This window comes from Variovorax sp. UC122_21 (assembly GCF_044056785.1).
Lineage (GTDB): Bacteria > Pseudomonadota > Gammaproteobacteria > Burkholderiales > Burkholderiaceae_C > Variovorax.
Map to the genome: position 1 here is coordinate 2,825,538 of NZ_CP172004.1, position 23,718 is coordinate 2,849,255.

General features: G+C 72.1%; 18 protein-coding genes, 7 pseudogenes and 1 riboswitch. Of the genes and pseudogenes, 16 read left to right on the forward strand and 9 right to left on the reverse strand.

Going from position 1 to position 23,718, the window contains the following annotated elements:
• Positions 1-104 precede the first annotated feature (104 nt).
• The 7 genes from ACHMXE_RS25650 to ACHMXE_RS25680 form a co-directional block, all read right to left on the reverse strand.
• A complete protein-coding gene (locus tag ACHMXE_RS25650; RefSeq protein ID WP_395352143.1) occupies positions 105-305 on the reverse strand; it encodes a hypothetical protein in 201 nt (66 codons plus the stop codon).
• A gap of 35 nt (positions 306-340) precedes the next feature.
• Positions 341-736 (reverse strand): carboxymuconolactone decarboxylase family protein, encoded by a 396-nt coding sequence (locus ACHMXE_RS25655; protein WP_395352145.1) that lies wholly within the window; start codon positions 734-736, stop codon positions 341-343.
• Between the two features lie 14 nt (positions 737-750).
• Positions 751-1,893 carry an FAD-dependent monooxygenase gene (locus ACHMXE_RS25660; protein WP_395352147.1) on the reverse strand — a complete coding sequence of 381 codons (1,143 nt, stop codon included), beginning with the start codon at positions 1,891-1,893 and terminating at the stop codon, positions 751-753.
• Positions 1,894-2,064: 171 nt separating this feature from the next.
• Complete coding sequence (locus tag ACHMXE_RS25665; RefSeq protein ID WP_203206213.1) at positions 2,065-2,886, reverse strand: sulfite exporter TauE/SafE family protein; 822 nt, start codon at positions 2,884-2,886, stop codon at positions 2,065-2,067.
• A gap of 563 nt (positions 2,887-3,449) precedes the next feature.
• Positions 3,450-3,794: a cell division protein ZapA gene (locus ACHMXE_RS25670; RefSeq protein WP_395352149.1), complete on the reverse strand. Its 345-nt coding sequence runs from the start codon at positions 3,792-3,794 to the stop codon at positions 3,450-3,452.
• A complete protein-coding gene (locus ACHMXE_RS25675; RefSeq protein ID WP_057594567.1) occupies positions 3,791-4,015 on the reverse strand; it encodes a hypothetical protein in 225 nt (74 codons plus the stop codon). Before ACHMXE_RS25675 ends, ACHMXE_RS25670 begins: the two co-directional genes overlap by 4 nt.
• Before the next feature lie 91 nt (positions 4,016-4,106).
• Positions 4,107-5,828, reverse strand: coding sequence for a ClcB-like voltage-gated chloride channel protein (locus ACHMXE_RS25680; RefSeq protein ID WP_395352151.1), 1,722 nt, complete (start codon positions 5,826-5,828; stop codon positions 4,107-4,109).
• A 117-nt stretch (positions 5,829-5,945) separates the two neighbouring features.
• Positions 5,946-6,195: riboswitch (cobalamin riboswitch) on the forward strand.
• A gap of 95 nt (positions 6,196-6,290) precedes the next feature.
• Between ACHMXE_RS25680 and ACHMXE_RS25685 the strand changes: the two are divergent.
• From ACHMXE_RS25685 to ACHMXE_RS25760, 16 genes and pseudogenes are all read left to right on the forward strand, one after another.
• Positions 6,291-8,250: pseudogene (locus ACHMXE_RS25685) on the forward strand (TonB-dependent receptor domain-containing protein).
• A gap of 8 nt (positions 8,251-8,258) precedes the next feature.
• Positions 8,259-9,633, forward strand: a pseudogene (locus tag ACHMXE_RS25690) (cobyrinate a,c-diamide synthase).
• Positions 9,575-10,202, forward strand: a pseudogene (locus ACHMXE_RS25695) (bifunctional adenosylcobinamide kinase/adenosylcobinamide-phosphate guanylyltransferase). The pseudogenes ACHMXE_RS25690 and ACHMXE_RS25695 overlap by 59 nt, the downstream one beginning before the upstream one ends.
• Positions 10,199-11,086 carry an ABC transporter substrate-binding protein gene (locus ACHMXE_RS25700; protein ID WP_395352153.1) on the forward strand — a complete coding sequence of 296 codons (888 nt, stop codon included), beginning with the start codon at positions 10,199-10,201 and terminating at the stop codon, positions 11,084-11,086. Before ACHMXE_RS25695 ends, ACHMXE_RS25700 begins: the two are co-directional and overlap by 4 nt.
• Complete coding sequence (locus tag ACHMXE_RS25705; RefSeq protein ID WP_395352155.1) at positions 11,086-12,096, forward strand: FecCD family ABC transporter permease; 1,011 nt, start codon at positions 11,086-11,088, stop codon at positions 12,094-12,096. Before ACHMXE_RS25700 ends, ACHMXE_RS25705 begins: the two co-directional genes overlap by 1 nt.
• Positions 12,093-12,876 (forward strand): annotated as a pseudogene (locus ACHMXE_RS25710) (ABC transporter ATP-binding protein). Before ACHMXE_RS25705 ends, ACHMXE_RS25710 begins: the two are co-directional and overlap by 4 nt.
• Before the next feature lie 164 nt (positions 12,877-13,040).
• A pseudogene (cobO, locus tag ACHMXE_RS25715) lies at positions 13,041-13,609 on the forward strand (cob(I)yrinic acid a,c-diamide adenosyltransferase).
• A gap of 5 nt (positions 13,610-13,614) precedes the next feature.
• Positions 13,615-14,307 carry a 5,6-dimethylbenzimidazole synthase gene (gene bluB / locus ACHMXE_RS25720; protein WP_395352157.1) on the forward strand — a complete coding sequence of 231 codons (693 nt, stop codon included), beginning with the start codon at positions 13,615-13,617 and terminating at the stop codon, positions 14,305-14,307.
• The gene (locus ACHMXE_RS25725) at positions 14,307-14,780 is read left to right on the forward strand and encodes a MotA/TolQ/ExbB proton channel family protein (protein WP_093342339.1); all 474 of its coding nucleotides are present in this window, start codon (positions 14,307-14,309) and stop codon (positions 14,778-14,780) included. Before bluB ends, ACHMXE_RS25725 begins: the two co-directional genes overlap by 1 nt.
• Positions 14,777-15,130 (forward strand): DUF2149 domain-containing protein, encoded by a 354-nt coding sequence (locus ACHMXE_RS25730; protein WP_093342337.1) that lies wholly within the window; start codon positions 14,777-14,779, stop codon positions 15,128-15,130. Before ACHMXE_RS25725 ends, ACHMXE_RS25730 begins: the two co-directional genes overlap by 4 nt.
• Positions 15,131-15,600: 470 nt before the next feature.
• Positions 15,601-17,130: pseudogene (locus ACHMXE_RS25735) on the forward strand (cobaltochelatase subunit CobN); the annotation flags it as partial.
• Between the two features lie 94 nt (positions 17,131-17,224).
• Entirely contained in the window at positions 17,225-19,153 is a 1,929-nt protein-coding gene (locus tag ACHMXE_RS25740) for a cobaltochelatase subunit CobN (RefSeq protein ID WP_395352812.1), read from the forward strand.
• 17 nt (positions 19,154-19,170) lie between these two features.
• Positions 19,171-20,124 (forward strand): annotated as a pseudogene (gene cbiB, locus ACHMXE_RS25745) (adenosylcobinamide-phosphate synthase CbiB); the annotation flags it as partial.
• An 18-nt stretch (positions 20,125-20,142) separates the two neighbouring features.
• The gene (locus ACHMXE_RS25750; RefSeq protein WP_395352814.1) at positions 20,143-21,168 is read left to right on the forward strand and encodes an aminotransferase class I/II-fold pyridoxal phosphate-dependent enzyme; all 1,026 of its coding nucleotides are present in this window, start codon (positions 20,143-20,145) and stop codon (positions 21,166-21,168) included.
• A gap of 30 nt (positions 21,169-21,198) precedes the next feature.
• Entirely contained in the window at positions 21,199-21,552 is a 354-nt protein-coding gene (locus ACHMXE_RS25755) for a CidA/LrgA family protein (RefSeq protein WP_057591611.1), read from the forward strand.
• Entirely contained in the window at positions 21,549-22,277 is a 729-nt protein-coding gene (locus ACHMXE_RS25760; RefSeq protein ID WP_395352161.1) for an LrgB family protein, read from the forward strand. Before ACHMXE_RS25755 ends, ACHMXE_RS25760 begins: the two co-directional genes overlap by 4 nt.
• A 102-nt stretch (positions 22,278-22,379) precedes the next feature.
• On the opposite strand, the gene ACHMXE_RS25765 is transcribed toward ACHMXE_RS25760, so the two are convergent.
• A complete protein-coding gene (locus ACHMXE_RS25765) occupies positions 22,380-22,862 on the reverse strand; it encodes a RidA family protein (protein WP_395352163.1) in 483 nt (160 codons plus the stop codon).
• Positions 22,855-23,718, reverse strand: coding sequence for a PhzF family phenazine biosynthesis protein (locus ACHMXE_RS25770; protein ID WP_395352164.1), 864 nt, complete (start codon positions 23,716-23,718; stop codon positions 22,855-22,857). Before ACHMXE_RS25770 ends, ACHMXE_RS25765 begins: the two co-directional genes overlap by 8 nt.

Sequence of the window (23,718 nt, forward strand, 5' to 3'; positions counted from 1 at the left end):
TCGGCGTTGCGCTCCTAGCGTGTGCGGACGCACACGCGTCGTCACGCGCCTTGATGGGCGGGCTCTGGCGAGCTTCGCGACCCCTTGAATAGGGTCAACAGGCCCTAGTTTTCGCCCGTCACGGCCTGCATCTTCTCGGCCATCAGCCGCGCCACGATGTCGGTGGCCTGGCCCGGCGGAAAGCCCACGAGGATCTTCGTGACCTTGCCGCGCGTGGTGGCCGGCTGCGCGAGGGCGGCCGCGCCCATCGACGCGGCCGCGAGCGCGATCAGTGCGCGGCGGCTCAGCATTGCCTGGTTGTCCATCTCGTTGTCTCCGATGTTTTTTAAAGGGCGAAGCTTCAGACGAGCTTCATCTCCTTGAGCACCTCGCGCGCGTTGCGCAGGCTGTCGAGCGCCGCGGGCACGCCGCAGTAGATGGCGACCTGCAGGAACACCTCCTGCAGCTCGGCGGGCGTGATGCCGTTGTTGATCGCGCCGCGCACATGCAGCCGCAGCTCGTGCGGCCGGTTGAGCGCGCTGATCATGCCGAGGTTCAGCAGGCTGCGGCTGCGCCGGTCCAGGCCCGGGCGGTTCCAGATCTCGTCCCAGCAGTACTCGGTGGTGAGCTGCTGCATCGGCCAGCTGAAGTCGTCGGCCTCGGCGATCGACTTCTCGACGCATCCGGCGCCGAGCACCGCCTTGCGCGTGGCGAGCCCGCGCTGGAACTTCGCCGAGGTGTGGGTCTTGTCCGTCATGTCGTCGCTCTCCTTCAGGCCACGGCCGGCTCGGCCAGCGGCGTGTTCCAGGCGTCGTAGGCATAGACCCAGTCGGCGTCCTGCGGGTCGCGCAGCCAGGTGTTGGTGCGCGAGGTCAGCTGGACCTTCGAGGTGCGCGGCTTGCGCGTGGCCTCGAAGCGCTGGAAGGCCTCGGCCACGCCGTCGCGGTCGCAGCCCTGGAGGCAGCGCGAGAGCACCGCCGCATCCTCGATCGCCATCGCCGCGCCCTGCGCCATGTAGGGCGTCATCGGATGGCAGGCATCGCCGAGCAGCGTGATGTTGCCCTCGCTCCAGCGCGGCAGCGGATCGCGGTCGACCAGCGCCCATTTGTGGACCTCGGGGCAGGACTGCAGCACGTGGCGCACCTGCGGATGGAAGTCGGCGAAGGCCTCGCGCAGCGCGTGGATGTCGCCCTTGGTCGACCACGATTCGAGCCGGAAGCCGGGCTCGGGCTGGCTGGTCACGAAGTAGACCTCGCTGCGGTCGGGCTTGACGTAGTAGATGACGATGTGGCGGTCCTTGCCCCACCACTTGGTGCACTGGTCGATCTCCTGGCCGCCGAGCAGCGCCGCGGAGAAGGTGGTGCGGTAGGCGATGCGGCCCGTGAAGTTGGGCTCGGACCTGCCGAACAGCTGGTCCTTGACCAGCGAGTGCACGCCGTCGGCTGCCACCACCGCGTCGGCATGCACGGTGGCGCCGTTGGCGAAGCGCAGCTCGACGCCGCCATCGCCCTGCGAGAAGCCCGCGAGCTTGTGGCCGCGGCGGATGAATTCGTCGGGCACCGCGCTGTGCAGCGCGGCATGCAGGTCGCCGCGGTGCGCGAGCAGGTAGGGCGCGCCGAACTTCCGCTCGGCGGTCTCGCCGAAGATCATGTCGAAGCGCACCTCGCCGGTGTAGGCGTCCTTGTTGTTCCACGAGCGCGGGTAGAAGGCCTCGGCGCGCATGCGCGCCTCGAGGCCCAGGCCGCGCAGCACCTGCATCGCGTTGCAGCCGATCTGGATGCCCGCGCCCAGGCGGGTGAATTTCTCGGCCTGTTCGTAGACCATGACGTCGATGCCGACGCGGCGCAGCGCCGCGGCCGTGGCCAGGCCGCCCATGCCGGCGCCGATGATGGCGACCGAAAGTCTCTTGCTCATGTCCGTTCCTCGTGTGGTTGGCATGAACGGAATGGTCCGGCTTTCGGCCGGCGCGAACCATCGAGATTTGCTGGCGCTGGTTGAGAAAAACTGCGGCGCGCGCGACCTCACGGCGCGCCGGGCAGGCGCGTCGCGTCATCGAGGAAGGGAGAGCGGAAGAGGGCCGCGCGCTCAGCCGCGCAGGCCCTTCCAGAGCATGTAGGCCGCGAGCAGGTACAGGATGCTCGCGAACACGCGCTTGAGCTTCTTCACCGGCAGGTTGTGAGCGGCTCTGGCGCCCAGCGGCGCGGTCAGCACGCTGCACACGGCGATCACCGCGAGCGCGGGCAGCCAGATGTAGCCGAAGGAGCCGGCCGGCAGGCCCTGCACCGTCTGGCCGCTGATCACGTAGCCGGCCACGTTGGCCACCGCGATCGGAAAGCCCAGCGCGGCGCTGGTGGCGACCGCGTTGTGGATCGAGATATTGCACCAGGTCATGAAGGGCACGCTGATGAAGCCACCGCCCGCGCCGACCAGGCCCGAGACCAGGCCGATGGCGCCACCGGCGCCGAGCTGGCCCGCGGTGCCCGGCATCTGGCGCGTGGGCTTGGGCTTGCGGTCGAGGAACATCTGCGTGGCCGAGAAGCCCACGAACAGCGCGAACACGATCGCCAGCGCCGTGCCCTTGAGCAGCGCGAAGATGCCGAGGCTGCCCACGAGGCTGCCGATCACGATGCCGGGCGCGAGGCGCTTGACGATGTCCCAGCGCACCGCGCCGCGCTTGTGGTGCGCGCGCACGCTCGACACCGAGGTGAAGATGATGGTGGCCATCGAGGTCGCGATCGCCATCTTCACCGCGAGGTCGGCCGGCACGCCGCGGTGGCCCATGATGATCGTGATGAAGGGCACCATCACCATGCCGCCGCCTATGCCGAGCAGGCCCGCGAGAAAACCGGTGCCGAGGCCGAGGGCGACCAGTTCGGCGATCAGGAGGGGGTCGAGCAGGCTGGTCACGTTCACGCCACGGACTTTCGGGTAAGGCAAGGGCGCCGTGCAACGATGGCAACGGGCCTCGGTTCGAGGGACAGAGGGAGGGGGGTGGGCCGCAATGCTATCTGAAACGTAGCTGCGGCCCGGCGCGCACTGTCGCGCAGCAGCCAGGATCGGATGTATCGATGCGGATACAGCGTGGGTTCTTGGGGCGATCCCGCCATGCCGGGGACCGCCGATGTTCGATGCGCATTCAGCGCAGCGAAGAGGAATAGGTGTCTGCGAATGGGCGCCAGACTCGCATCCTGAACCGGGGTTCAGGTGGGCGAGGGCAGCAAGACTTCGGGTTCATCTGACGCGAGATGATCACACCCGTCGAGCGATATACCAAGCCCGGCTCCGTAGAGCATTGGAACAAGGACATATAAAGCCCAACGCGCACCGCAGACAGGATCGATTTTACGCCTTCGCGCCCGGGCACTTTCCGGTTTTTTGCGGGGGAGTCCCTGCGCAGCGGGCAGGTTTGCATCGAAGTTCTTGCAGTGCGCGCCGATCTCTGCAAGCGAGAGAAAGAAAGCGCGTAACGCTTAAAGCAGATGTCCGTCGCCGGCCAGTGCCTGGTCGAGCTTGTGGATCAGCTGCGTGGCCTTCGGATCGACCGCGCCGTCGTCGGCGGGTGCCGCGGCCGGAGTCGGGGCCGGCTCCGCGGGCGGCGCGGCCTTCGCCGTGGCTTCCTGCGCCGCGAGATCGAAGGCCAGGTTCAGCGAGGCCAGCACCGCGATGCGGTCGCGCGCCTTGACCTTGCCCGCGTCGCGGATCTTGCACATGGCTGCATCCACGCGTTCGACCGCGTCGCGCAGCTGCGCTTCGCCGCCATCGGGACAGCCGAGCAGATAGCTCTGGCCCATGATCTGAACTTCGATCTGCTTCATGCGGGGGAATCTTCGGAGGGAGGTACGGCCGGCAGCTGCTCGAGCAGCGCATCGAGCCGCGTGCGCGCCGCCGCGAGCCGCGACTTGAGCGCATCGCGCTCGCGCGTCAGCGCATCGACCTGTTCCTGCAGCAGCGCATTCGTGCGCTGCACCTCTTCGTGACGCAAGAGCAGGCGTTCCACGCGCTCGGCGATCTGGTCGATGGGGCTGGAGGCGGGCATGGTGCGCGATTGTAGTTTCCCGTGAAAGCGGCGGTCCTCCTGGGCACCCGCCGCGCCTGGCACGGCATTCTGCGGCCTGCGCGCCGCGCCATCAAACTTCGCTGAGCCGCACGTAGGTGGCGAGCAACGCGCTCTTGGCGGCCACGCCCAGCAGCACCGGGTTCGCCGCGCTCTCGATCACCGGCAGCCGCTCGCCCAGGTGCTCGAGGAAGCGCTGCAGCGCCTCGCCCAGGCTGGTGTCGGCGGTGATCGGCGCGATGGCCTGCGACAGCAGGTCCGCCGCGCGCACCTCGGCCGCGGCCGTGCCGAGCGCGGAGAGGGGCACCACGCCGAGGTAGCGCTGGTTCGCATCGACCACGTAGAGGTACTTCACCGGATGCTGCAGGAACAGCCGGCTCATCGCCTCGCGATCGGCCTCGGGGCCCACCACCGTCTGCGCCGGCTGCACCAGGTCGCGGATGTGCAGCGAGCGCAGCCGCAGCTGCTCGTCCTGCTGCTCGCGCCGGCGCAGCGTGATCTCGTACATCGAGCCCGCATTGGCCGAGCGCGCGACGAAATAGGCGATCACGCCGGCCAGCATCAGCGGCAGCATCACCTGGTAGTTGAGCGTCATCTCGAAGATCATGAGGATCGCCATCAGCGGCGCCTGCGTGGCACCCGCGAGAAAGGCGCCCATGCCGACCACCGCATAGGCATAGGGCGCCGACACCGCATGCGGCCACAGCGCCTGCGCGGCATGGCCGAACAGCGCGCCGACCATGCAGCCGAAGAACAGCGCGGGCGTGAACACGCCGCCCACCGCGCCCGAGCCGGCCGTGGCCAGCGTGGCGACCAGCTTGGCCGCGAGCACCATGGCGATCAGGGTCCAGGTCCAGGGCGTGTGCAGCACCGCGTTGACCACGCTGTAGCCATTGCCCCAGACCTCGGGCCAGGGCACCGACACCAGCCCCATCGCGAGCCCGCCGAGCGCGAGCCGCCACGGCAGCGCGAACGGCAGCCGCGCGAACAGCGCCCGGCTGCCCTGCAGCGCGCGCAGGAAGCCCGCGGCCGCGAAGCCCAGCAGCAAGCCGAGCAGCGCGAACAGCGGGATCTCGGCGCCATGCAGTTCGGGGAACACCGGCATCTGGTAGGGCGGCTGGTAGCCGGGCAGGGCGCGCATCACGATGTTGGCGACCACCGCCGCGATCAGGATCGGTCCCACGCTCTCCATCACGATCGAACCGAGCACGATCTCGGCGACGAAGAAGGCGCCCGCGATCGGCGCGTTGTACGCGGCCGTGAGGCCGGCCGCCGCGCCGCAGGCCACCAGCAGCCGCAGCCGCTCGACCGGGAAGCGGAACACCCGGCCCAGCAGCGAGGCGGCCAGCGCGGCGAGCTGCACCATCGAGCCCTCGCGGCCGATCGAGCCGCCGGTGCCGATGCTCACCAGCGAGGAGGCACTGCGCACCAGCGTCTGCGCCACCGGAATGCGGCCGTCGCCAAGCACGATCGCTTCCATGTAGTCGGAGGTGGCGCTGCGCACAGCGACGCGCTTGGCGAGCACGAGCAGCCCGCCGGCCACCAGGCCGCCCGCGGCGGGGAAGGCGATGCGTGCCCACCACGGCAGCGCGCGCGCCATCGCGACCAGGCTGTCGCCGGGGCCGAGCACCAGGTGCTCGAAGCCGCGCAGCGCGGCGCGAAAGCCTTCGGTGGCGAGCGTGCCGAGCAGGCCGGCGACGATCGACCACAGCAGCATCGACTGCCAGCCCGAGACGCCGAACAGGCGCTGCAGGGCGGAGCGCAGGCGCAGCAGCGGCGAGGAGTGCAGGGTCATGCGGGGGTGCGGTGAGGGCATCGCATAGCCTGTCGATGTTAGTGCGCGAGCCGGTGCGCGAGGCCCGTCGACCGTCGGGCGCACGCAACTTTCGACTTAAAGCGCGCGGCGCAGCGCCTAGCAATCTCGCCCGTTGGTGCCTGCGGCGTGGTTCACGCGCCGCGGTTCAACGGGAAGCAGGAGTGAAGGGACCGGCCGCGCGCCGGCACCGAAGCCGCCTGCGCTGCCCCCGCAACGGTCAAGCAGACGGCGCCGCAAGGCGCCACCCTCTCCACACGAGCCACTGGGCGCCCTGAAACAGGCGCCTGGGAAGGCGGCGAGGGCCGGTCTGCCAGCCCGGATACCGGCCAACAAGGCGGTTCGCGCATGCCCTTCGCTTCGTCGATGCATGCACGAGCCAATGGCGCCCCGGGCGTCGGCGGGGAGGCCGGCAAGGGGCATAGACGTTCGCTCGCTCACTCCATGATTTCCTGCGTTTCCTTCTCGCGCCGTTCGCGCGCTCGCATTCCCGCGTCCCGCATCGGCATGCGCCTGGCCGGCCTGCCGCTGGCCCTGGTGCCGGCCTTCGGCGGCCTGCTGCTGGCCCAGCTGCCGCTGGCCGCTTCGGCGCAGGCCCAGCCCGGCGCGCTCGGCGAAACGGTGGTCACCGCCACCCGCACCGCGCAGCCGCTGTCGGACCTCGTGGCCGATGTCTCGGTGATCGACCGCGAGACCATCGAGCGCAGCGGTTCCACCGGCGTGGCCGACGTGCTCGCGCGCCAGGCCGGCATCCAGATCGTGCGCAACGGCGGCGTGGGCAACTCGACCAGCGTCTACATCCGCGGCGCCGAGACGCGCTTCACCGCCGTCTACATCGACGGCGTGCGCGTGGACTCGCAGGCCACCGGCGGCGCGGCCTGGGAGAGCATCCCGCTGGCGCAGATCGACCGCATCGAGGTGCTGCGCGGCCCGGCCGCCGCGGTCTACGGCTCCGACGCCATCGGCGGCGTGATCCAGCTGTTCACCAAGCGCGGCGAGGAGGGCGTGTCGCCCTCGATCGGCGTGGGCTTCGGCAGCCATGGCCTTTCGCGCACCGAGGCCGCGATCAGCGGCAAGGCCAATGCCTTCGACTATTCGTTCGGCGTGGCCCACGAGGAGAGCCGCGGCTTCAACATCCAGCCGCTCGAGAAGCGCACCCTGCCCAAGGACGGCTTCACCAGCCCCGACCGCGACGGCTACAACACCACCTCGGGCAATGTGCGCCTGGGCTGGCAGATCGCGCCCGGCCAGCGCCTCGAGGCCACCGCGCTGTCGAGCGACACGCAGGCGCGCTACGACGCGGCCAAGTCCGGCAGCAAGCCGCCGGCCGACCACCTCGACGACCAGAGCCGCAACCGGCTGCGCACCGGCGGCCTGACCTGGTCGGCGCAGTGGAACGAGGTCTACAGCACGCGGCTGCAGGTGACCGATTCGCAGTCGGTCTACAGCACCATGCCCTCGTACTACCGCACCGAGACCCGGCTGCGCGGCTACCTGTTCCAGAACGAGCTGCGCTTCGGAGCGCACCTGGTGACGGCCGCGCTCGAGCGCCGCGAGGACCGGCTCGAGAACGCGCCCACCAGCGCCACCGACAAGGGCCTGGCGCGCAAGCGTTCGCAGGATGCGGTCTCGCTCGGCTACGGCTTCGTGCAGGGCCCGCATTCGCTGCAGCTCAACGTGCGCCACGACGACGACAGCGAGTTCGGCGGCAAGACCACCGGCAGCGCCGCCTACGGCTTCGCGATCACGCCGAAGCTGCGCGTGACCGCCTCGGCCGGCACCGCCTTCCGCGCGCCCACGCTCTACCAGCGCTTCAGCGAATACGGCAAGCCCGACCTGCAGCCCGAAGCTAGCCGCAACGTCGAGCTTGGCCTCAAGTACACCGACGGCCCGACCCACGCGGGCATCGTGGTCGTACCGCAACAACGTGCGCAACCTGATCGTGTTCGACTCGACCGCCAAGGGCTGCGCCTCGTCCTTCGGCTGCTACGGCAGCACCGCGCGGGCGCGCTACGAGGGCGTGACGCTGTCGGGGGGCCACCGCATCGGCGACGTCACGCTGCGCGCCTCGCTCGACTTCCAGGACCCGCGGGACCTGGCCACCGACAAGCTGCTCGCGCGCCGCGCCAAGCGCTATGCCACGCTGGGCGCCGACTGGCGCCTCGGCGGCTGGACCCTGGGCGCCGAGGTGCAGACCTCGAGCCAGCGCTACGACGACGCGGCCAACACGCGCACGCTCGGCGGCTACACGCTGCTGAACCTCGTGGCCAGCACGAAGATCGTGCGCGACGTCGACCTGGTCGCGCGCATCGACAATGCGGGCGACAAGGACTACATGCTCGCGCGCGGCTACGTCACCGGTGGCCGCAACGCGTACGTCGGATTGAAGTGGACGCCCCAGTAAGCCAGCACCTGCCCGATCGCGCGGCGACCTGCGCCGCCGTGCTCGTGGCCGCGCCCGCCTCGGGGCAGGGCAAGACCACCGTGGCCGCCGCGCTCGCGCGGCTGCATGCGCGCCAGGGTCGGCGCGTGCGCGCCTTCAAGTGCGGGCCCGACTTCCTCGACCCGCACTGGCTGCGGCTGGCCACCGGCGCGCCCGTGCATTCGCTCGACCTGTGGATGACCGGCGAGGCCGACTGCCGCGCGCGGCTGCATGCGGCCGCGGCCGAGTCGGACCTGGTGATCGTCGAGGGCGTGATGGGCCTGTTCGACGGCACGCCGAGCGCGGCCGATCTGGCGCAGCGCTTCGGCCTGCCGGTGCTGGCCGTGATCGACGCCCATGCGATGGCCGGCACCTTCGGTGCGCTGGCGCATGGGTTGCAGAGCTTCAGGCCCGCTCTGCCCTGGGCCGGCGTGCTGGCCAATCGCGTGGCCGGCGAGCGCCATGCCGACATGCTGCGCGGCGCCTTGCGCGAGCCCGCGGACTGGCTCGGCGCCTTGCCCGCGCGACGCGGGCTTCTCGCTGCCCGAGCGCCACCTGGGCCTGGTGGCGGCGCACGAGCTCGGCGACGCGGCCGAGCGGCTCGACCGCGTGGCCGATGCGCTGGCCGGCACGCCGCTCGGGTCGCTGCAGCTGCCGCGGGTGCGCTTCGAGGCACCGCCCGCGAACGAGGTCGCACCGATCGCGCCGCTGCTCGCGGGCCGCACCATCGCCATCGCGCGCGACGCGGCCTTCTCGTTCATCTACCCGGCCAACCTCGACACGCTGAACGCGCTCGGCGCCAGGCTGGTCTTCTTCTCGCCGCTGGCCGGCGAGGCGCTGCCCGACTGCGATGCGCTGTGGCTGCCCGGCGGCTATCCCGAGCTGCATGCCGCCGCGCTCGCGCGGCGTTCGGACCTGCGCGCCGCGCTCGCCGCCCATGCGGCCGCGGGCCGGCCGATCTGGGCCGAATGCGGCGGGATGATGGCGCTGTTCGACGAGATCGCGGTGCCCGGAGACGGAGGCGACGTCGAGGTGCATGCGCTGTGGAGCCTGCTGCCCGGCCGCGTCACGCTGCAGAAGCGGCTCGCCGGCCTCGGCCCGCAGGCACTCGCGCTGGGCGCGCACACCTTGCGCGGCCACACCTTCCACTATTCGCGCTGCGAGACATCGCTCGTGCCGGCCGCCCATTCGCGCCGCCCGCAAGGCACGGCCGATGGCGAGGCGCTCTACGTGCGCGGCAGCGTGCGCGCGAGCTATTTCCACGCCTGGTTCGCCTCCAGTCCCGAAGCCACCGCGCGGCTGTTCGATGCCGCGCCGCTCGAAACCGGGGCACCGGCTGCCCAGGAGCATCGCGTTGACGCCTGAACACGAATTCATCCTCGGCGGCCAGAAGAGCGGCAAGTCGCGCCGCGCCGAGCAGCGCGCGGCCGACTGGCTCGCGGCCGCGCCGAAGCAGCGCCGCGCGGTGCTGATCGCCACCGCGCAGGCCTACGACGACGAGATGCGCGAACGCATCGTGCGCCACCAGGCCGACCGCGCCGAGCGCGTGCCCAGCTTGCGCACGATCGAGGAACCGGTCGAGCTGGCGCGCGCCATCGTGACCCAGAGCACGCCCGAATCGCTGGTGCTGGTCGACTGCCTCACGATGTGGCTCACCAACCTGCTGATGCCGCTGCGCGCCGAGGGCGCGCGGCCGGTCTCGCGCACGCCCGCCGCGCACATCAACCTGCTGCTGGCGCGCGCTGCGCGATGCGCGCGGTCCCGTGGTGCTGGTGGGCAACGAGATCGGCCTGGGCGTGATCCCGCTGGGCCGCGAGACGCGCGCCTTCGTCGATGCGCTGGGGCGGCTCAACCAGGACGTCGCCGGCGTCTGCCACCGCGTCACGCTGATGGCGGCCGGGCTGCCGCTGACCCTGAAGGAGCCGGGCCGATGAAGGGCTTTCTCGTCGCCGCGCTGGCGGCACTGGCACTCGCCACGGGCCTGTGGTCGCCGCCCGCGAGCGCGCTCGAGGTGGTCGACGAACGCGGCGTGAGCGTGGAGCTGCCGCAGCCGCCGCAGCGCATCGTGACGCTGCTGCCCTCGCTGACCGAATCGGTCTGCGCGCTCGGTGCCTGCGCGCGGCTGGTCGGCGTCGACCGCTATTCGAATTCGCCGGCGCCGGTGCGCGGCCTGCCGCAACTCGGTGGCGGCATCGACCCCAACGTCGAGGCCGTGGTGGCGCTCAAGCCCGACGTGGTGCTGCTCGCCAAGTCCTCGCGCGTGACCGAGCGGCTCGAGGCGCTGGGCCTCAAGGTGCTGGTGCTCGAACCGAAGAACCATGCCGACGTGCGCCGCGTGCTCGGCAAGCTCGACCAGGTGCTCGGCACCCACGAGGCACCGGCGGTCTGGCGCGCCATCGATGCCGCGGTGTCGGCCGCGGCGCAGTCGCTGCCCGCTGCCGCGCGCGGGGTGCGCGTGTACTTCGAGGTCAACAGCGGCCCGTACGCGGCCGGCGAATCCTCCTTCATCGGCGAGACGCTGACGCGGCTGGGCGCCAGGAACATCGTGCCGGCGGCGCTCGGCCCCTTTCCCAAGCTCAACCCCGAATACGTGGTGCGCGCCAATCCCGACCTGATCATGGTCAGCGTGCGCAGCGCGCAGGGCCTCGAGCAGCGCCCGGGCTGGAGCACCATGCGCGCGGTGCGCGAGGGACGCATCTGCCGCTTCACGGCCGAACAGTCCGACGTGCTGGTGCGCCCCGGCCCGCGCATGGACGAGGCGGCACGGCTGATGGCGCAATGCCTGGGCGACAAGGCAAACACGCGAGGCGCGCGCTGATGCCCGCGGGCCACCTGCGCCGCGTGCTGCTGTTCGGCCTCGCGCTGCTGGTGCTCGGCGCCGCCTTGCTGCTGCTCGGCCTGGGCATCGGCAGCACCGGCTTCGAGAGCTTCCTGTCGGCGCGCCACGATCCGGTGGCGCTGCAGATCGTCTGGGACATCCGGCTGCCGCGCACCCTCGGCGCCTGGCTCGCGGGCGCGCTGCTCGGGCTGGCCGGCGCGGTGGCGCAGGGGTTGTTCCGCAATCCGCTGGCCGATCCCTTCCTGCTCGGCAGCGCCTCGGGCGCCTCGTTGGGCGTGGCGCTGGCGCTGCTGTTCTTCGGCGGTTCGGCCGCCAGCGCGCAGTGGGTGGTGCGTCTCGGCCTCACGGGCGCGGCCTTCCTGGGCTCGATGGCGGCCGTGATGCTCACGCTGCTGCTCGCGCGCGGCGTGCAGCAGACGCTGCGGCTGCTGCTCGCGGGCGTGATCGTGGGCGTGGTGCTCGGCGCGATGAAGGACCTGATCACCATCGCCTCGGCCGACATCCTGCAGGCGATCCAGGGCTTCACGCTCGGCAACACCGGCCTGGTCGGCTGGAGCGCCTGCGCCGTGATGGCGCTGGCCTGCGCGCTGTGCCTGCTGCTGGCCTGGGCGCTGGCGCCGGTGCTCGACGGCCTGGCGCTCGGCGAGTCCACCGCGCGCAGCCTGGGCCTGCCGCTGGGCGCGATGCGCGCCGCGCTGGTGGTGGTGCTGGCGCTGGCCACCGGCGCCGCGGTGGCGCAGACCGGCCTGATCGCCTTCGTCGGACTGGCCGCGCCGCACCTGGTGCGCTCTGTCGTCAAGACCACGCATGCGCGGCTGATCGTGCTGTCGGCCGCGATGGGCGGGCTGCTGCTGATGGCGGCCGACCTGCTGGCGCGCTGGCTGATCGCGCCGCAGGAACTGCCCGTGGGCGTGCTCACCGCGGTGCTGGGCGGCAGCTACCTGCTGTGGCTGATGCACCGGCGCACCGCGAGGGGCACGGCCTCATGACGGCCGTCACCGCACAGGCGCTCGAGGTGCGCGGCGTGAGCGCGGCGCTCGGCAACGCCGAGGTGCTGCACGGCATCGATCTAGCGATCGCGGCCGCGCGCTGGACCAGCATCGTCGGCCCCAACGGTGCCGGCAAGTCGACCCTGCTCAAGGTGCTGGCGGGCCTGCTCGCGCACCGCGGCGAGCTGCGGCTGTTCGGCGAGCCCGCGGCGAAGCTGCCGGCGCGCCAGCGCGCGCGCCGCCTCTCGTGGCTGGGCCAGGGCGTGGCGGGCGAGGGCGCGGCCGACGACCTGCTGGTCTACGACGTGGCGATGCTCGGTCGCCTGCCGCACCAGCGCTGGCTGGCCGCGCCCGACGAAGCCGACCGCGCCGCCGTGGAGCGCGCGCTGCGCGCCACCCAGGCCTGGGACTGGCGCGAGCGGCCGCTGGGCCAGCTCTCGGGCGGCGAGCGCCAGCGCGTGCTGCTGGCGCGCGCGCTCGCGGTCGAGGCCGAAGCTGCTGCTGATGGACGAGCCGCTCGCCAACCTCGACCCACCGCACCAGGCCGACTGGATGCAGACCGTGCGCGCGCTGGTCGCCGCGGGCCGCACCGTGGTCAGCGTGCTGCACGAACTGCCCATGGCCCTGGCCGCCGACGAGCTCGTGGTGATGGACCGCGGCCGCGTGGTGCACCACGGCGGCAGCAGCGATCCCGCGACGCATGCGGCGCTCGAGCAGGTGTTCGATCACCGCATCCGCGTGCACCGCGTGGCGGAACAATGGATTGCGTTGCCGCGATGAATGCGGGGTCGGACAGCCGTACGCGAAGGGCGCGAAGGTATCGCGAAAGGCGCGAAAAGAATTCAAAGAAAATTTTTGGATGTCTTCTTTTGCGTCCTTCGCGAAACCTTCGCGTCCTCTGCGTCCGGCTGCCCGTATTCGAAAGCCTTGAAAGAGACCCACCCATGCAGATAGAAACCCCACCCAGCGAGAAGCCCTACGAAAAGCCCGAAGGCGAACGCCGCGGCATCGTCATCGTCAACACCGGCGACGGCAAGGGCAAGAGCACCGCGGCCTTCGGCTTGGCACTGCGCGCGCATGGCCGCGGCAAGGCCGTGAAGATCTACCAGTTCATGAAGGTGCCGAGCGCGCGCTTCGGCGAGCACCGCATGTTCGAGCAGATCGGCATCCCGATCGAGGGCCTGGGCGACGGCTTCAGCTGGAAGAGCCAGGACCTCGAGCGCTCGGGCAGCTGGCGCGCGATGGCTGGGAGAAGGCGAAGGCCGCGATCCTCTCGGGCGAGTATTTCCTCGTGGTGCTCGACGAGATCACCTATCCGCTGATCTACGGCTGGCTGCCGCTCGAGGGCGTGCTCGAGACCCTGCGCGCGCGGCCGAAACATGTGCACGTGGCCCTCACGGGCCGCCGCTGCCCGCCCGAACTCATCGAGCTGGCCGACACGGTGACCGAGATGACGCTGGTCAAGCATGCGTTCAAGGCCGGCATCCCGGCGCAGCGCGGCATCGAGGATTGAGCCGGATGAGCCAGGCGTTCGCGGCCGAGGAGGCGAGGGCGGTCTACCGCGCCATCCACGAGCGGCGCGACATGCGGCATTTCGCGGGCGGCGAGGTCGCGCCCGCGCTGCTGCGCCGGCTGCTCGAGGCGGCCCACCATGCGCCCAGCGTCGGCTTCATGCAGCCCTGGCGCTTCATCCGCATCCGCGACGCGGCCCTGCGCACGCGCCTGCATGCGACGGTCGAGCGCGAACGCGTGCTGACGGCGCGCGCGCTCGGCGAGCGCGAGGACGCCTTCATGCGGCTCAAGGTCGAGGGCCTGCTCGACGCGGCCGAGCTGCTCGCCGTGACGCTGGCCGACGGCCGCGAGCACCATGTGTTCGGCCGCCGCACCCTGCCGCAGATGGACCTGGCCTCGGCCGCCTGCGCGATCCAGAACCTCTGGCTGGCCGCGCGCGCCGAGGGGCTGGGCATGGGCTGGGTCTCGCTGTTCGATCCCGCCGAGGTGGCGGCGCTGCTGGGCCTGCCGGCCGGCGCCGAGACCATCGCGCTGCTGTGCCTCGGGCCGGTGCACGGCTTCTACGAGGAGCCGATGCTGCAGCGCGAGCGCTGGGCGCGGCGCGCGCCGCTGTCGTCGCTGGTGTTCGACGAGGCCTGGGGCCGGCCCTCGGACCTGTTCGATCCCGATCCTTCTTCGCCTGACCTGGAGTCCGCCTGATGCTGGCCTTCGATACCGTGCTGTTCGAGCTCGCGCGCCTGTTCCTCTGGCCGGTGACGCTGGGCGTGCTGCTGTCCTTCGTCTATGCCGTGTGGTGCCTCGGTGCCTTCGGCGTCGAATACCTGCAGCGCCGGCGCGATCCGTCGCGCGCGCTGGTGCTGGCGCGCCATGCGCAGGCCAGCCAGGAGCAGATGGAACTGGCCGTGCTCAAGGAACTCGAGGGCGTGCGGCTGTGCAGCCGCGTGGCGCCGATGCTGGGCCTGATCGCCACCATGATCCCGATGGGCCCCGCGCTGGTGGCCGTGGCCTCGGGCGAGTCGCAGGGCGTGGCGCAGAGCCTCGCGCCGGCCTTCGCGAGCGTGATCGTCGCGCTGGCCTCGGCCTCGATCGCCTTCGTGGTCTACACCGTGCGCCGGCGCTGGCTGATGCGCGAACTGGTGATGCTGCTCGACGCGCGGGACCGGCTCTCATGAGCAAGCGGCAGTTCTCGATTCTGAGCAGCCTGGACGGCGACGACGACGATCCGGTGCTCTCGACCATCAACCTGATCGACGTCTTCATGGTCGTGATCGGCATGCTGATGATCGCGGTCATCAACAACCCGATGAACCCCTTCGCGCAGGACAAGGTCACGGTGATCCGCAACGAGGGCCAGCCGAACATGGAGATCGTGACGCGCGAGGGCCGCAAGATCACGCGCTTCAAGGCCAGCGGCGCGACCGGGGAGGGCGACGGCGAGCGCGCGGGCACGGCCTGGCGCCTCAAGGACGGGACCATGGTCTACGTGCCGGCCGACGCGGTGCCGGTGCAGGGCGGCAAGTGAGCCTGGCGCGGCGCTGGGTCGCGCTGTGGCTGCTGGCATGGCTGGCGGCGCTGCCGGCCTGGGCGCAGCAGCCGTCAACCGGCCCGGTCGTTGTGCTCGCGACTTCGCTGGTGTCGCCCGCACGCGTCGCGCGGCTGCAGGCCGAGGCGCAGCAGGCCGGGCTGCCGTTGCAGGTGCTGTCGGCCACGCGGGATTCGCCCGAGGCCCTGTCGGCCGCGCTCGAGGGCGCGCGGTTGCTGGTGATCGACGCGCCGCATCTGAGCGTGGCGCAGGCCGCGGCGGCGCGCTTCGGCGACGCGATCGCGCGCAGCGCGGCGCCCTATGTGCTGGTCGGCGAGTTCGCGCTGGTGGCCCGGGGCCAGCTCACGGCCGCGCCGCCTCTCGCGGCCGAGCGTGGCGTCGACGCGGCCTGGGCGCAGCGGCTGCGCGCCTACTGGCGCTTCGCGGGCGGCGCGAACCTCTCGGCGTCGATGCAGGCGCTCGCCAGGGTCGGCGTGTCCGATGGGCTGCCCGAACCCGTGGCGACGCCGCTCGCAGGCTTCTATCACCCGGGGTGGCCGCGCATCGAGACAGGCATCGAGGCGGTCGAGCGCTTGCCAGGCGCGAACGGCACGGTGGCGATCGCGGTCAATGCCGCCACCGTGACCGGCGAGGACACGGCCTGGCTCGACACGCTGATCGCCGCGCTCGCGCAGCGCGGCCTGCGTGCCTATGCCTTCTACGGCCCGCGCCAGCAGAAGGACCTCTACACGCGCATGACCCAGGCCGAGGGCGGGCGCCGCGTGGCCGACCTGATCGTGAATGCCGCGCTGGTCTTCACGCCCAACGAGCGCAAGGCCGAGCTCGAGCGCATCGGTGTGCCGGTGCTGCAGACCCTGCCGTCGCTGGCGATGGATGCGGTGCAATGGGCGCAGAGCAAGGACGGCCTCGCGCAGTCCGACATCGCGGCCTACTACAGCCCGAGCGAACTGGCCGGCATGACCGACCCGATGCTCGTGAGCGCGCGCGATGCCGCGAGCGGCAGCCTGCAGCCGCTGCCCGCGCAGATCGAGGCGGTCGCCGACAAGGCCGCGGCGCTGCTGCGGCTGCAGCGCACGAGCGCCGACCAGCGCCGGGTCGCGATGCTGGTCTACAACTACCCGCCGGGCGAGGCCAACTTCGGCGCCTCCTTCCTCAACGTGCCGCGCAGCGTGAGCCGCATGATCGCGGCCATGCAGGCGGCCGGCTACCGCACCGAGGCGCCCGCGCCCGAGGCGCTGATCGCGCAGGTGCAGGCCACGCTCAAGGCGTCCTACCCGGCACCCGGAACCGACGAACTGCAGCCGCTGCTCGCGCAGGGCCTGGCCGACACGCTGCCGCTCGCGCGCTACCTCGCATGGTTCCGCGCGCTGCCCGTCGAGACGCAGCAGCGCATCGAGGCGTACTGGGGCGCGCCCGAAAGCTCGACCCAGCTGCGCACGGTGGACGGCGCACCGGCCTTCGTGATCCCGCGCGTGCGCTTCGGCAACGTGGTGGTGCTGCGCCAGCCGCCGCGCTTCGAACCCGGCACGGCGGTGAAGGACAAGGCGCAGCAGGTCTACCACCGCTCGGCGGTGCCGCTGGGCCATGCCTACCTCGCCACCTATCTCTGGCTGCGCACGCAGTTCGGCGCCTCGGCCGTGGTGCACGTGGGCACGCACGGCACGGTCGAATGGTCGGCCGGCAAGGAGCGCGGGCTGTCGGTGCAGGACGATCCGCTGCTGGTGCTCGGCGACCTGCCCAACGTCTATCCCTACGTGATGGACAACCTCGGCGAGGCCACCACCGCCAAGCGTCGCGGCCGCGCGACCATGGTCAGCCATTCGACGCCGATGTTCTCGCCGGCCGGCCTGCGCCCGGGCCTCGCGCAGATGCACGAGCGCATGCACGACTGGGAGACGCTCGCGCCCGGTCCGGTCAAGACCGCGCTCGAACGGCAACTGCTGGCCGATTTCGTGGCCCGGCACTACGACCGCGACCTGGCCTGGACCGCCGCGCGCATCCGCGCCGACTTCGCGGGCTTCGTGGCGGTGCTGCATCCCTACCCTCGACGAACTCGCGCAGACCGCGCAGCCGCTGGGCCTCGCGACCTTCGGCGAGGCGCCCGATGCCCGGCGGCGCGCCACGCTGCTGCAGATCGTCGGCAAGCCGCTCGCGACCGCGCTCGGCGAGGACCTCGACGAGACCTTCCTGCGCGAGCCGGCCGACATGGCCGACTCGCCGCTGGGGCGCTGGGTGGCGAGGGTGCTCGACGATGCCGACTTCGACGGTGCAACCACCGCGCCCGCGCAGGCCGAGACCCTGCGCGCGCTGGCCACGCGCGTGCGCCAGCTCGACGCGGTGCTCGCGCACAACGAGGAGATCGAGGGCCTGCTGACGGCCCTCGACGGCCGCTACCTGCGCGCGAGCTATGGCGGTGATCCGGTGCGCAATCCCGACAGCCTGCCGACCGGGCGCAACCTCTACGGCTTCGATCCCAGCCGGGTGCCCACGCGCGCGGCCTGGGACACCGGCGTGGCCGCCATGGATGCCTGGATCGCCGCCTATGCGCAGTCCCACGGCGGCAAGGCGCCCGAGAAGATCGCGTTCACGCTCTGGGCCGGCGAAGCCTCGCGCCACCAGGGCGTGCTCGAGAGCCAGGCCTTCCACGCGATGGGCGTGCGGCCGCGCTGGGACGAGGCGGGGCGCATGCACGGCATCGAGGTGCTGCCCGCCGCGGCCTTGAAGTGGCCACGCATCGACGTGCTGGTCAGCGTGACGGGCTCGTACCGCGACCAGTTCCCGCACGTGATGCGCTGGCTCGACGAGGCGGTGCGGCAGGTGGCGGCGCTGCGCGAGCCCGCGGGCGCCAACGCGGTCGCGCGCCACAGCGAGGCGCTGGCGCGGCGGCTGCGCACCGAGGGTGCGTCGGAGGCGGAGGCCGCGCGCTGGTCGACCGCGCGCGTGTTCTCGAACGAGCAGGGCAGCTATGGCGCCGGGCTCGAGGAGGCCGCGCTCGCGAGCGAGCTTTGGCGTTCGCAGCGCCGCGGTGGCGGCGACGCGCAGATGGCGGGCCTGTTCATCGACCGCATGGGCCATGCCTATGGCCAGGGCCTCGAAGGCGCCGCGCGGCCCGGCGCCTTCGCGGGCAATCTCGCGCAGGTCGACGCGGCGCTGATGGCGCGCAGCTCCAACCTCTATGGCGTGCTCACCAACGACGATCCGTTCCAGTACCTCGGCGGCATCGCGCAGGCGGTGCGCCATCTCACGGGCAAGGACCCGGCGCTCTACGTGCTGAACCTGCGCGACACCGGCGCGGTGCGCACCGACACCGCGGCCGGCGCGATCGCGCGCGAGATGCAGACGCGCTACCTGCATCCGCAATGGATCGCGGCGCAGCAGGCCGAGGGCTACAGCGGCGCGCTGCAGGTGCTGAAGACCGCGCAGTTCCTCTGGGGCTGGCAGGTGACCGCCCCGGCCACGGTGCGGCCCGACCAGTGGCAGTCATTGCACGACACCTATGTGCGCGACCGCGAGCGGCTCGGCACCCGCGCCTGGCTCGAAGGCGCGAACCGCGCGGCCTTCGCGCAGACGCTGGAGCGCATGCTCGATGCGGTGCGCCTGAACTACTGGTCGCCCGATGCCGCGACGCGGCGCGAGCTCGCGCAGGCCTATGCGCAGGCTGCGCAGGCCAGCGGGCTGCGCGAGCGCAACGTGGCGGTGGAGCGCTTCGCGCGCGCGGCGATGAGCGCACCGCCGAAGCCGGCCGTGGTGCCGGTGGAAGTGCAGCGCGCCGCGGCCATGCCGGCCGAGTCGCCGGCACCGAGTGAAAGCAAACAAGGCAACGAGGCCGCGACTCAAGCCGTGCGCGGCCTGCGGCTCGAACCGCAGCCCGAGACGGTGCCCGCGCCGCGCAGCGACTCGGTGGTGCGCACGCTCTGGGCGCTGTTCGGCATGGCGGTGCTGCTCGCGCTCGGCGCGCTGACCCAGTGGCACCGGCACCGCCGGCCGCGGCCGGCCCTCTGATTCGGGACAATCGCGCCATGCCGGCCATCGACTTCACCGCTCCCGTGCTGGCCATGCTGGCCGCGCTGTGGATCGCGCTCGCGGTCGACCTCTGGCTCGGCGAGCCGCCCGCGCGCTGGCATCCGGTGGTGTGGATCGGGCGCTACCTGGGCTGGGCCGGCGCGCGCATCGCGCCGCCGTTCGGCGCGGCTTCCGGCAAGGCAGGACGCGCCTTCGTGCTCGGCGCCATCGCCTGGTGCGCAGGCGCGCTGGCCGTGCTCGCGATCGCCGTCGCGCTGCAGGCGGTGCTGCAGAACGCGCTGCCGGCCTGGGCCTTCGCGCTGCTGCTGGGGCTGCTGCTCAAGCCGCTGTTCGCCTGGCGCATGCTGCGCGACGAGGTGCTCGCGGTCGAGGCCGCGCTCGGCGAATCGCTGGAAGCGGGCCGGGCGCGGCTCGCGCGCCTCGTGAGTCGCGATGTCTCGCAGCTCGGCGAGCGCGAGGTGCGCGAGAGCGCGATCGAATCGCTGGCCGAGAACCTCAACGATTCGTTGGTGGCGCCGCTGTTCTGGTTCCTGCTGTTGGGCCTGCCGGGCGCGGCGCTCTACCGCTTCGCCAACACGGCCGATGCGATGTGGGGCTACCGCGGCGAGCGCGGCGGCCGCGACTGGACCTGGGCCGGCAAATGGGCCGCGCGCGCCGACGACCTGCTGTCGTGGCTGCCCGCGCGGCTCACGGTGCTGCTGCTCGCGCTGGCGGCCGGGCGCTGGCCGCGCGGCCTCGCGCGCGAGGCGCGCCGCACGCCGTCGCCCAACAGCGGCTGGCCGATGGCAGCGATGGCGCTGCTGCTCGGCGTGCGGCTGGCCAAGCCCGCGGTCTATGCGCTCAACGCCGAGGGCCGGGCCGTGATGCCCGCCGACACGGCGCGTGCCGCCCGCTTCGGCCAGCGCACCGTGCTGCTGCTGGCGCTGGCCGCCTGGCTGCCGGTCGTCCTCCTGTTTCGTGGCGGCGCGATGAGCGAGCTCGACTTCACCCCGACCCACGGCGGCCCCGATGCGCTCGGCGCGCCCGCGCACGATTTCTCGACCAATGCCAACGCCTGCGGCCCATGCCCCGAGGCGCTCGCGCAAGTGCGCGCGGCCGATGCGACGCGCTATCCCGATCCGGCCTACACGGTCTTGCGCACGCGGCTCGCGGTGCTGCATGGCGTGGCGCCCTGGCGCATCGTGATCGCGGCCGGCGCGAGCGAGTTCATCCGTCGCATCACCTCCTGGGTGGCGCGGGAGGACCGCGGCACGCATGGCGAGGTCGTGCTGCCGGCCACCTCCTATGGCGACTACGCGGCCGCCGCGCGCGCCTGGGGCCTGCAGGTGGTGCGCGCGCCGCATGCGGCACGGCGGCCGCGGCTCGCGTGGTGCTGCGATCCCTCCGCGCCGCAGGGGCAGGCGCAGCCCGGCCTGGCCGCGTCGATCGCCGCGCTGCCCGAGGACGTGCCCTGCGTGCTCGACCGCGCCTATGAACCATTGCGGCTCGATGGCGAACTCGCGCTGGCGCCCGCGCGGCTCGACCGGCTCTGGCAGATGTGGTCGCCCAACAAGGCGCTGGGCATGACGGGCGTGCGCGCGGCCTATGCGATCGCGCCGGCGGATGCGCAGGAGGCGGTGGGCGCGCTGCTGCGGCTCGGTTCATCGTGGCCCGTGGGCGCGCATGGCGTGGCGATGCTGTCGGCATGGGCCGAGCCCGCGGTGCAGGCCTGGGTGCGCGACAGCCTGAGCACCTTGCGCGAATGGAAGGCGGCGCAGCTCGCGCTGTGCGCGCGCATGGGCTGGCAGACCCTGCCCAGCGTGGCGAACTACCACCTCGCGCAACCGATGGCGACGGACTTCGCGGGCCTGCTGGCCGGCTTGCGCGCCGAGGGCATCAAGCTGCGCGACTGCGCGTCCTTCGGCCTGCCGGGCCAGGTGCGCATGGGCGTGCTGCCGCCCGCGAGCCAGGCCGCGCTGCATGCCGCATGGCGGCGCCTGGCGGGTACAAACTAGCCGACGAGAACGACCACGAGGACCTCTTCCATGCTCTACGCCATCACCACGCTCTTTCTCTGTCAGCTCGCCGGCGAACTGCTGGTGCAGTGGCTGAGCCTGCCCGTGCCCGGTCCGCTGCTCGGCATGCTGTTCCTGTTCGCGGGCCTGCTGTGGCGCGGCGGCGTGCCCGAGAGCCTGGGCGAGACCTCGGGCCATCTGCTGCGCAACCTGATGCTGTTGTTCATCCCGGCCGTGACCGGCGTGATGCTGCATTTCGAACGCGTGGGCCGCGAGTGGCTGCCGTTCCTGGCCGCGGGCATCCTGGGCGCGGCCTTCACGATGACCGTGACCGCGCTCACCCTGCGCTGGATGATCCGCATCACCGGCAAGGACGCCCAATGAGCGCGCCCGCGAAGCTGTCCGAGATCTGGGTCTTCCTGGCCCAGTCGCCGCTGCTGTGGCTCGCGCTCACGCTGCTGGCCTACCTGGGCGCGCTGTGGCTGCACCGGCGCAGCGGGGCCAACCCGGTGGTCAATCCGGTGCTGGTGTCGGTGATCGTGATCGTCACCGTGCTGCTGGCGACGCGCACGCCCTACGACACCTACTTCGAAGGCGCGAAGTTCGTGCACTTCCTGATCGGGCCGGCCACGGTGGCGCTCGCGGTGCCGCTCTACAGCCAGGTGGCGCGGTTGCGCCGGCTGTGGCTGCCGATCGGCGTGGCGCTGCTCGCGGGCTCGGTGGCGGCCATCGTGTCGGCCGTGGGCATCGCCTGGGCGCTCGGCGGTTCGCACGAGCTGCTGATGTCGCTGGCGCCGAAGTCGGCCACCATGCCGATCGCGATGGGCGTGTCGGAAAAGATCGGCGGCCTGCCGTCGCTGTCGGCGGTCGCGGCCGCCATCACCGGCATCGCGGGCGCGATCATGGCCACGGGCCTGTTGAACCTGCTGCGCATCAAGGAACCCGCGGTGCGCGGCTTCGCGGTCGGCATCACGGCGCACGGCATCGGCACCGCGCGCGCGATCCAGGTCAACGAGACCGCGGGCGCGTTCTCGGCGCTCGCGATGGGGCTCAACGGCATCGCGACGGCCCTGTTGGTGCCGCTGGTGGTGCGCTGGCTCGGGGCCTGAGGCGCAAGGAGCTTTCGGGCTGAGCCTGGCCTGTCCTGAGCTGGTCGAAGGGCGAAGCCTTGCGCGGCGCTTCGACAGGCTCAGCGTGAACGGGTGGGGATCTCAGGTCGCGGCGCGCTCCTGCAGCACCAGCGAGATCTCGACCGCACCGCCGCCCGGCAGCGAGGCCACGCCGACCGTGGTGCGCGCGGGCAGCGGCTGGTCGGGGAACACCTGGCGCAGCAGCTCGCTCGCGGCATTCATCACCCGCAGATGCTGCGTGAAACCAGGCCCGGCCTGCAGGTAGCCGGTGAGCGCGACGATCTTCTGCACGCGGTCGAGGCCGCCGAGCTCGGTGCGCGCGGCACGCAGCAGCGCGATGGCGGCGGCGACCGCGGCCCGTTCGCCGAGGGCGATGCCCGACTCGCTGTCGTCGATAGTGCCCGCGATCACCACGCCGTTCTCGCGGCCGACCACACCGCTCGAATGCAGCAGATCGCCGGCGCGCGCGAAGCTCGCATAGCGGCCCGCGGGGCGCGCGGCGGGCGAGGCATCGTGGCCCGCCTGGGCGGCGAGTGCCTCCAGGCGCCGGTCGGCATCAGTCATGCGGCACCTCGTCCATCGCCTGCGCGTCGCCGCGCAGCCAGCAGCCTTCGGCGGCCTCGGCCTGCGCGGGCAGCCGCACCTGGATCGCCGACGGCGAGCCCATGGCCTCGCCCTGGCGCACCGTGACCAGCGTGCCGTCGGCGCCGACCAGCGCCATCTCGCGCAGGCCCCAGGCCAGCGCGGCGGCGGCGATGCCGGTGGCCGCGTCCTCGGGATAGCCGGAGGAGCGCGGGAACTGGCGCGCGCTGACCTCGGTGCCCCGCGCATCGGCGTTCGATGCGAAGGGATAGAGCCCGGTCGAGCCGAGCCGGTCGCACAGCGCCTCGACGCGCGCGAAGTCGGGCCGCAGGCCATGCAGCAGTTCGGGGCTCTCGAGCCGCACCAGCGTCTTCACGCGGCTGGTGGCGGCGTTCAGCCCGGGCGCGACGATCCGCACGAGGTCGATGCCCAGGCACTGTGCGATCTCGCGCACCAGGGCCGCGTCGACCGCGGCGATGGTGGCGCTGGGCTGGCTGATCTCGACCGCGCCGTCGACGAAGCGGCCATGCACCGTGCCGCTGAGCGTCTGCACCGCGATCGGTTCGCCGTTCCAGCGGCCGCGCTCGTGCAGCAGCCACAGCGCGCCGAGCGTGGCATGGCCGCACATCTCCATCTCGTGGCGCGGCACGAAGTAGCGCATGCGCAGGCGGTGCCGGGCGGCATCGTCGGGCGCGAGCACGAACACCGACTCGTGCCCGCTCTCGCGGGTGCGGGCCTGCATGTCCTCGGTGGACATGGCATCGGCATCGAGCCAGACCGGGGCCGGGTTGCCGCCGGCGCGGGTGCCGGGGCGGGCGAAGACGCGTACGAGCTGCAT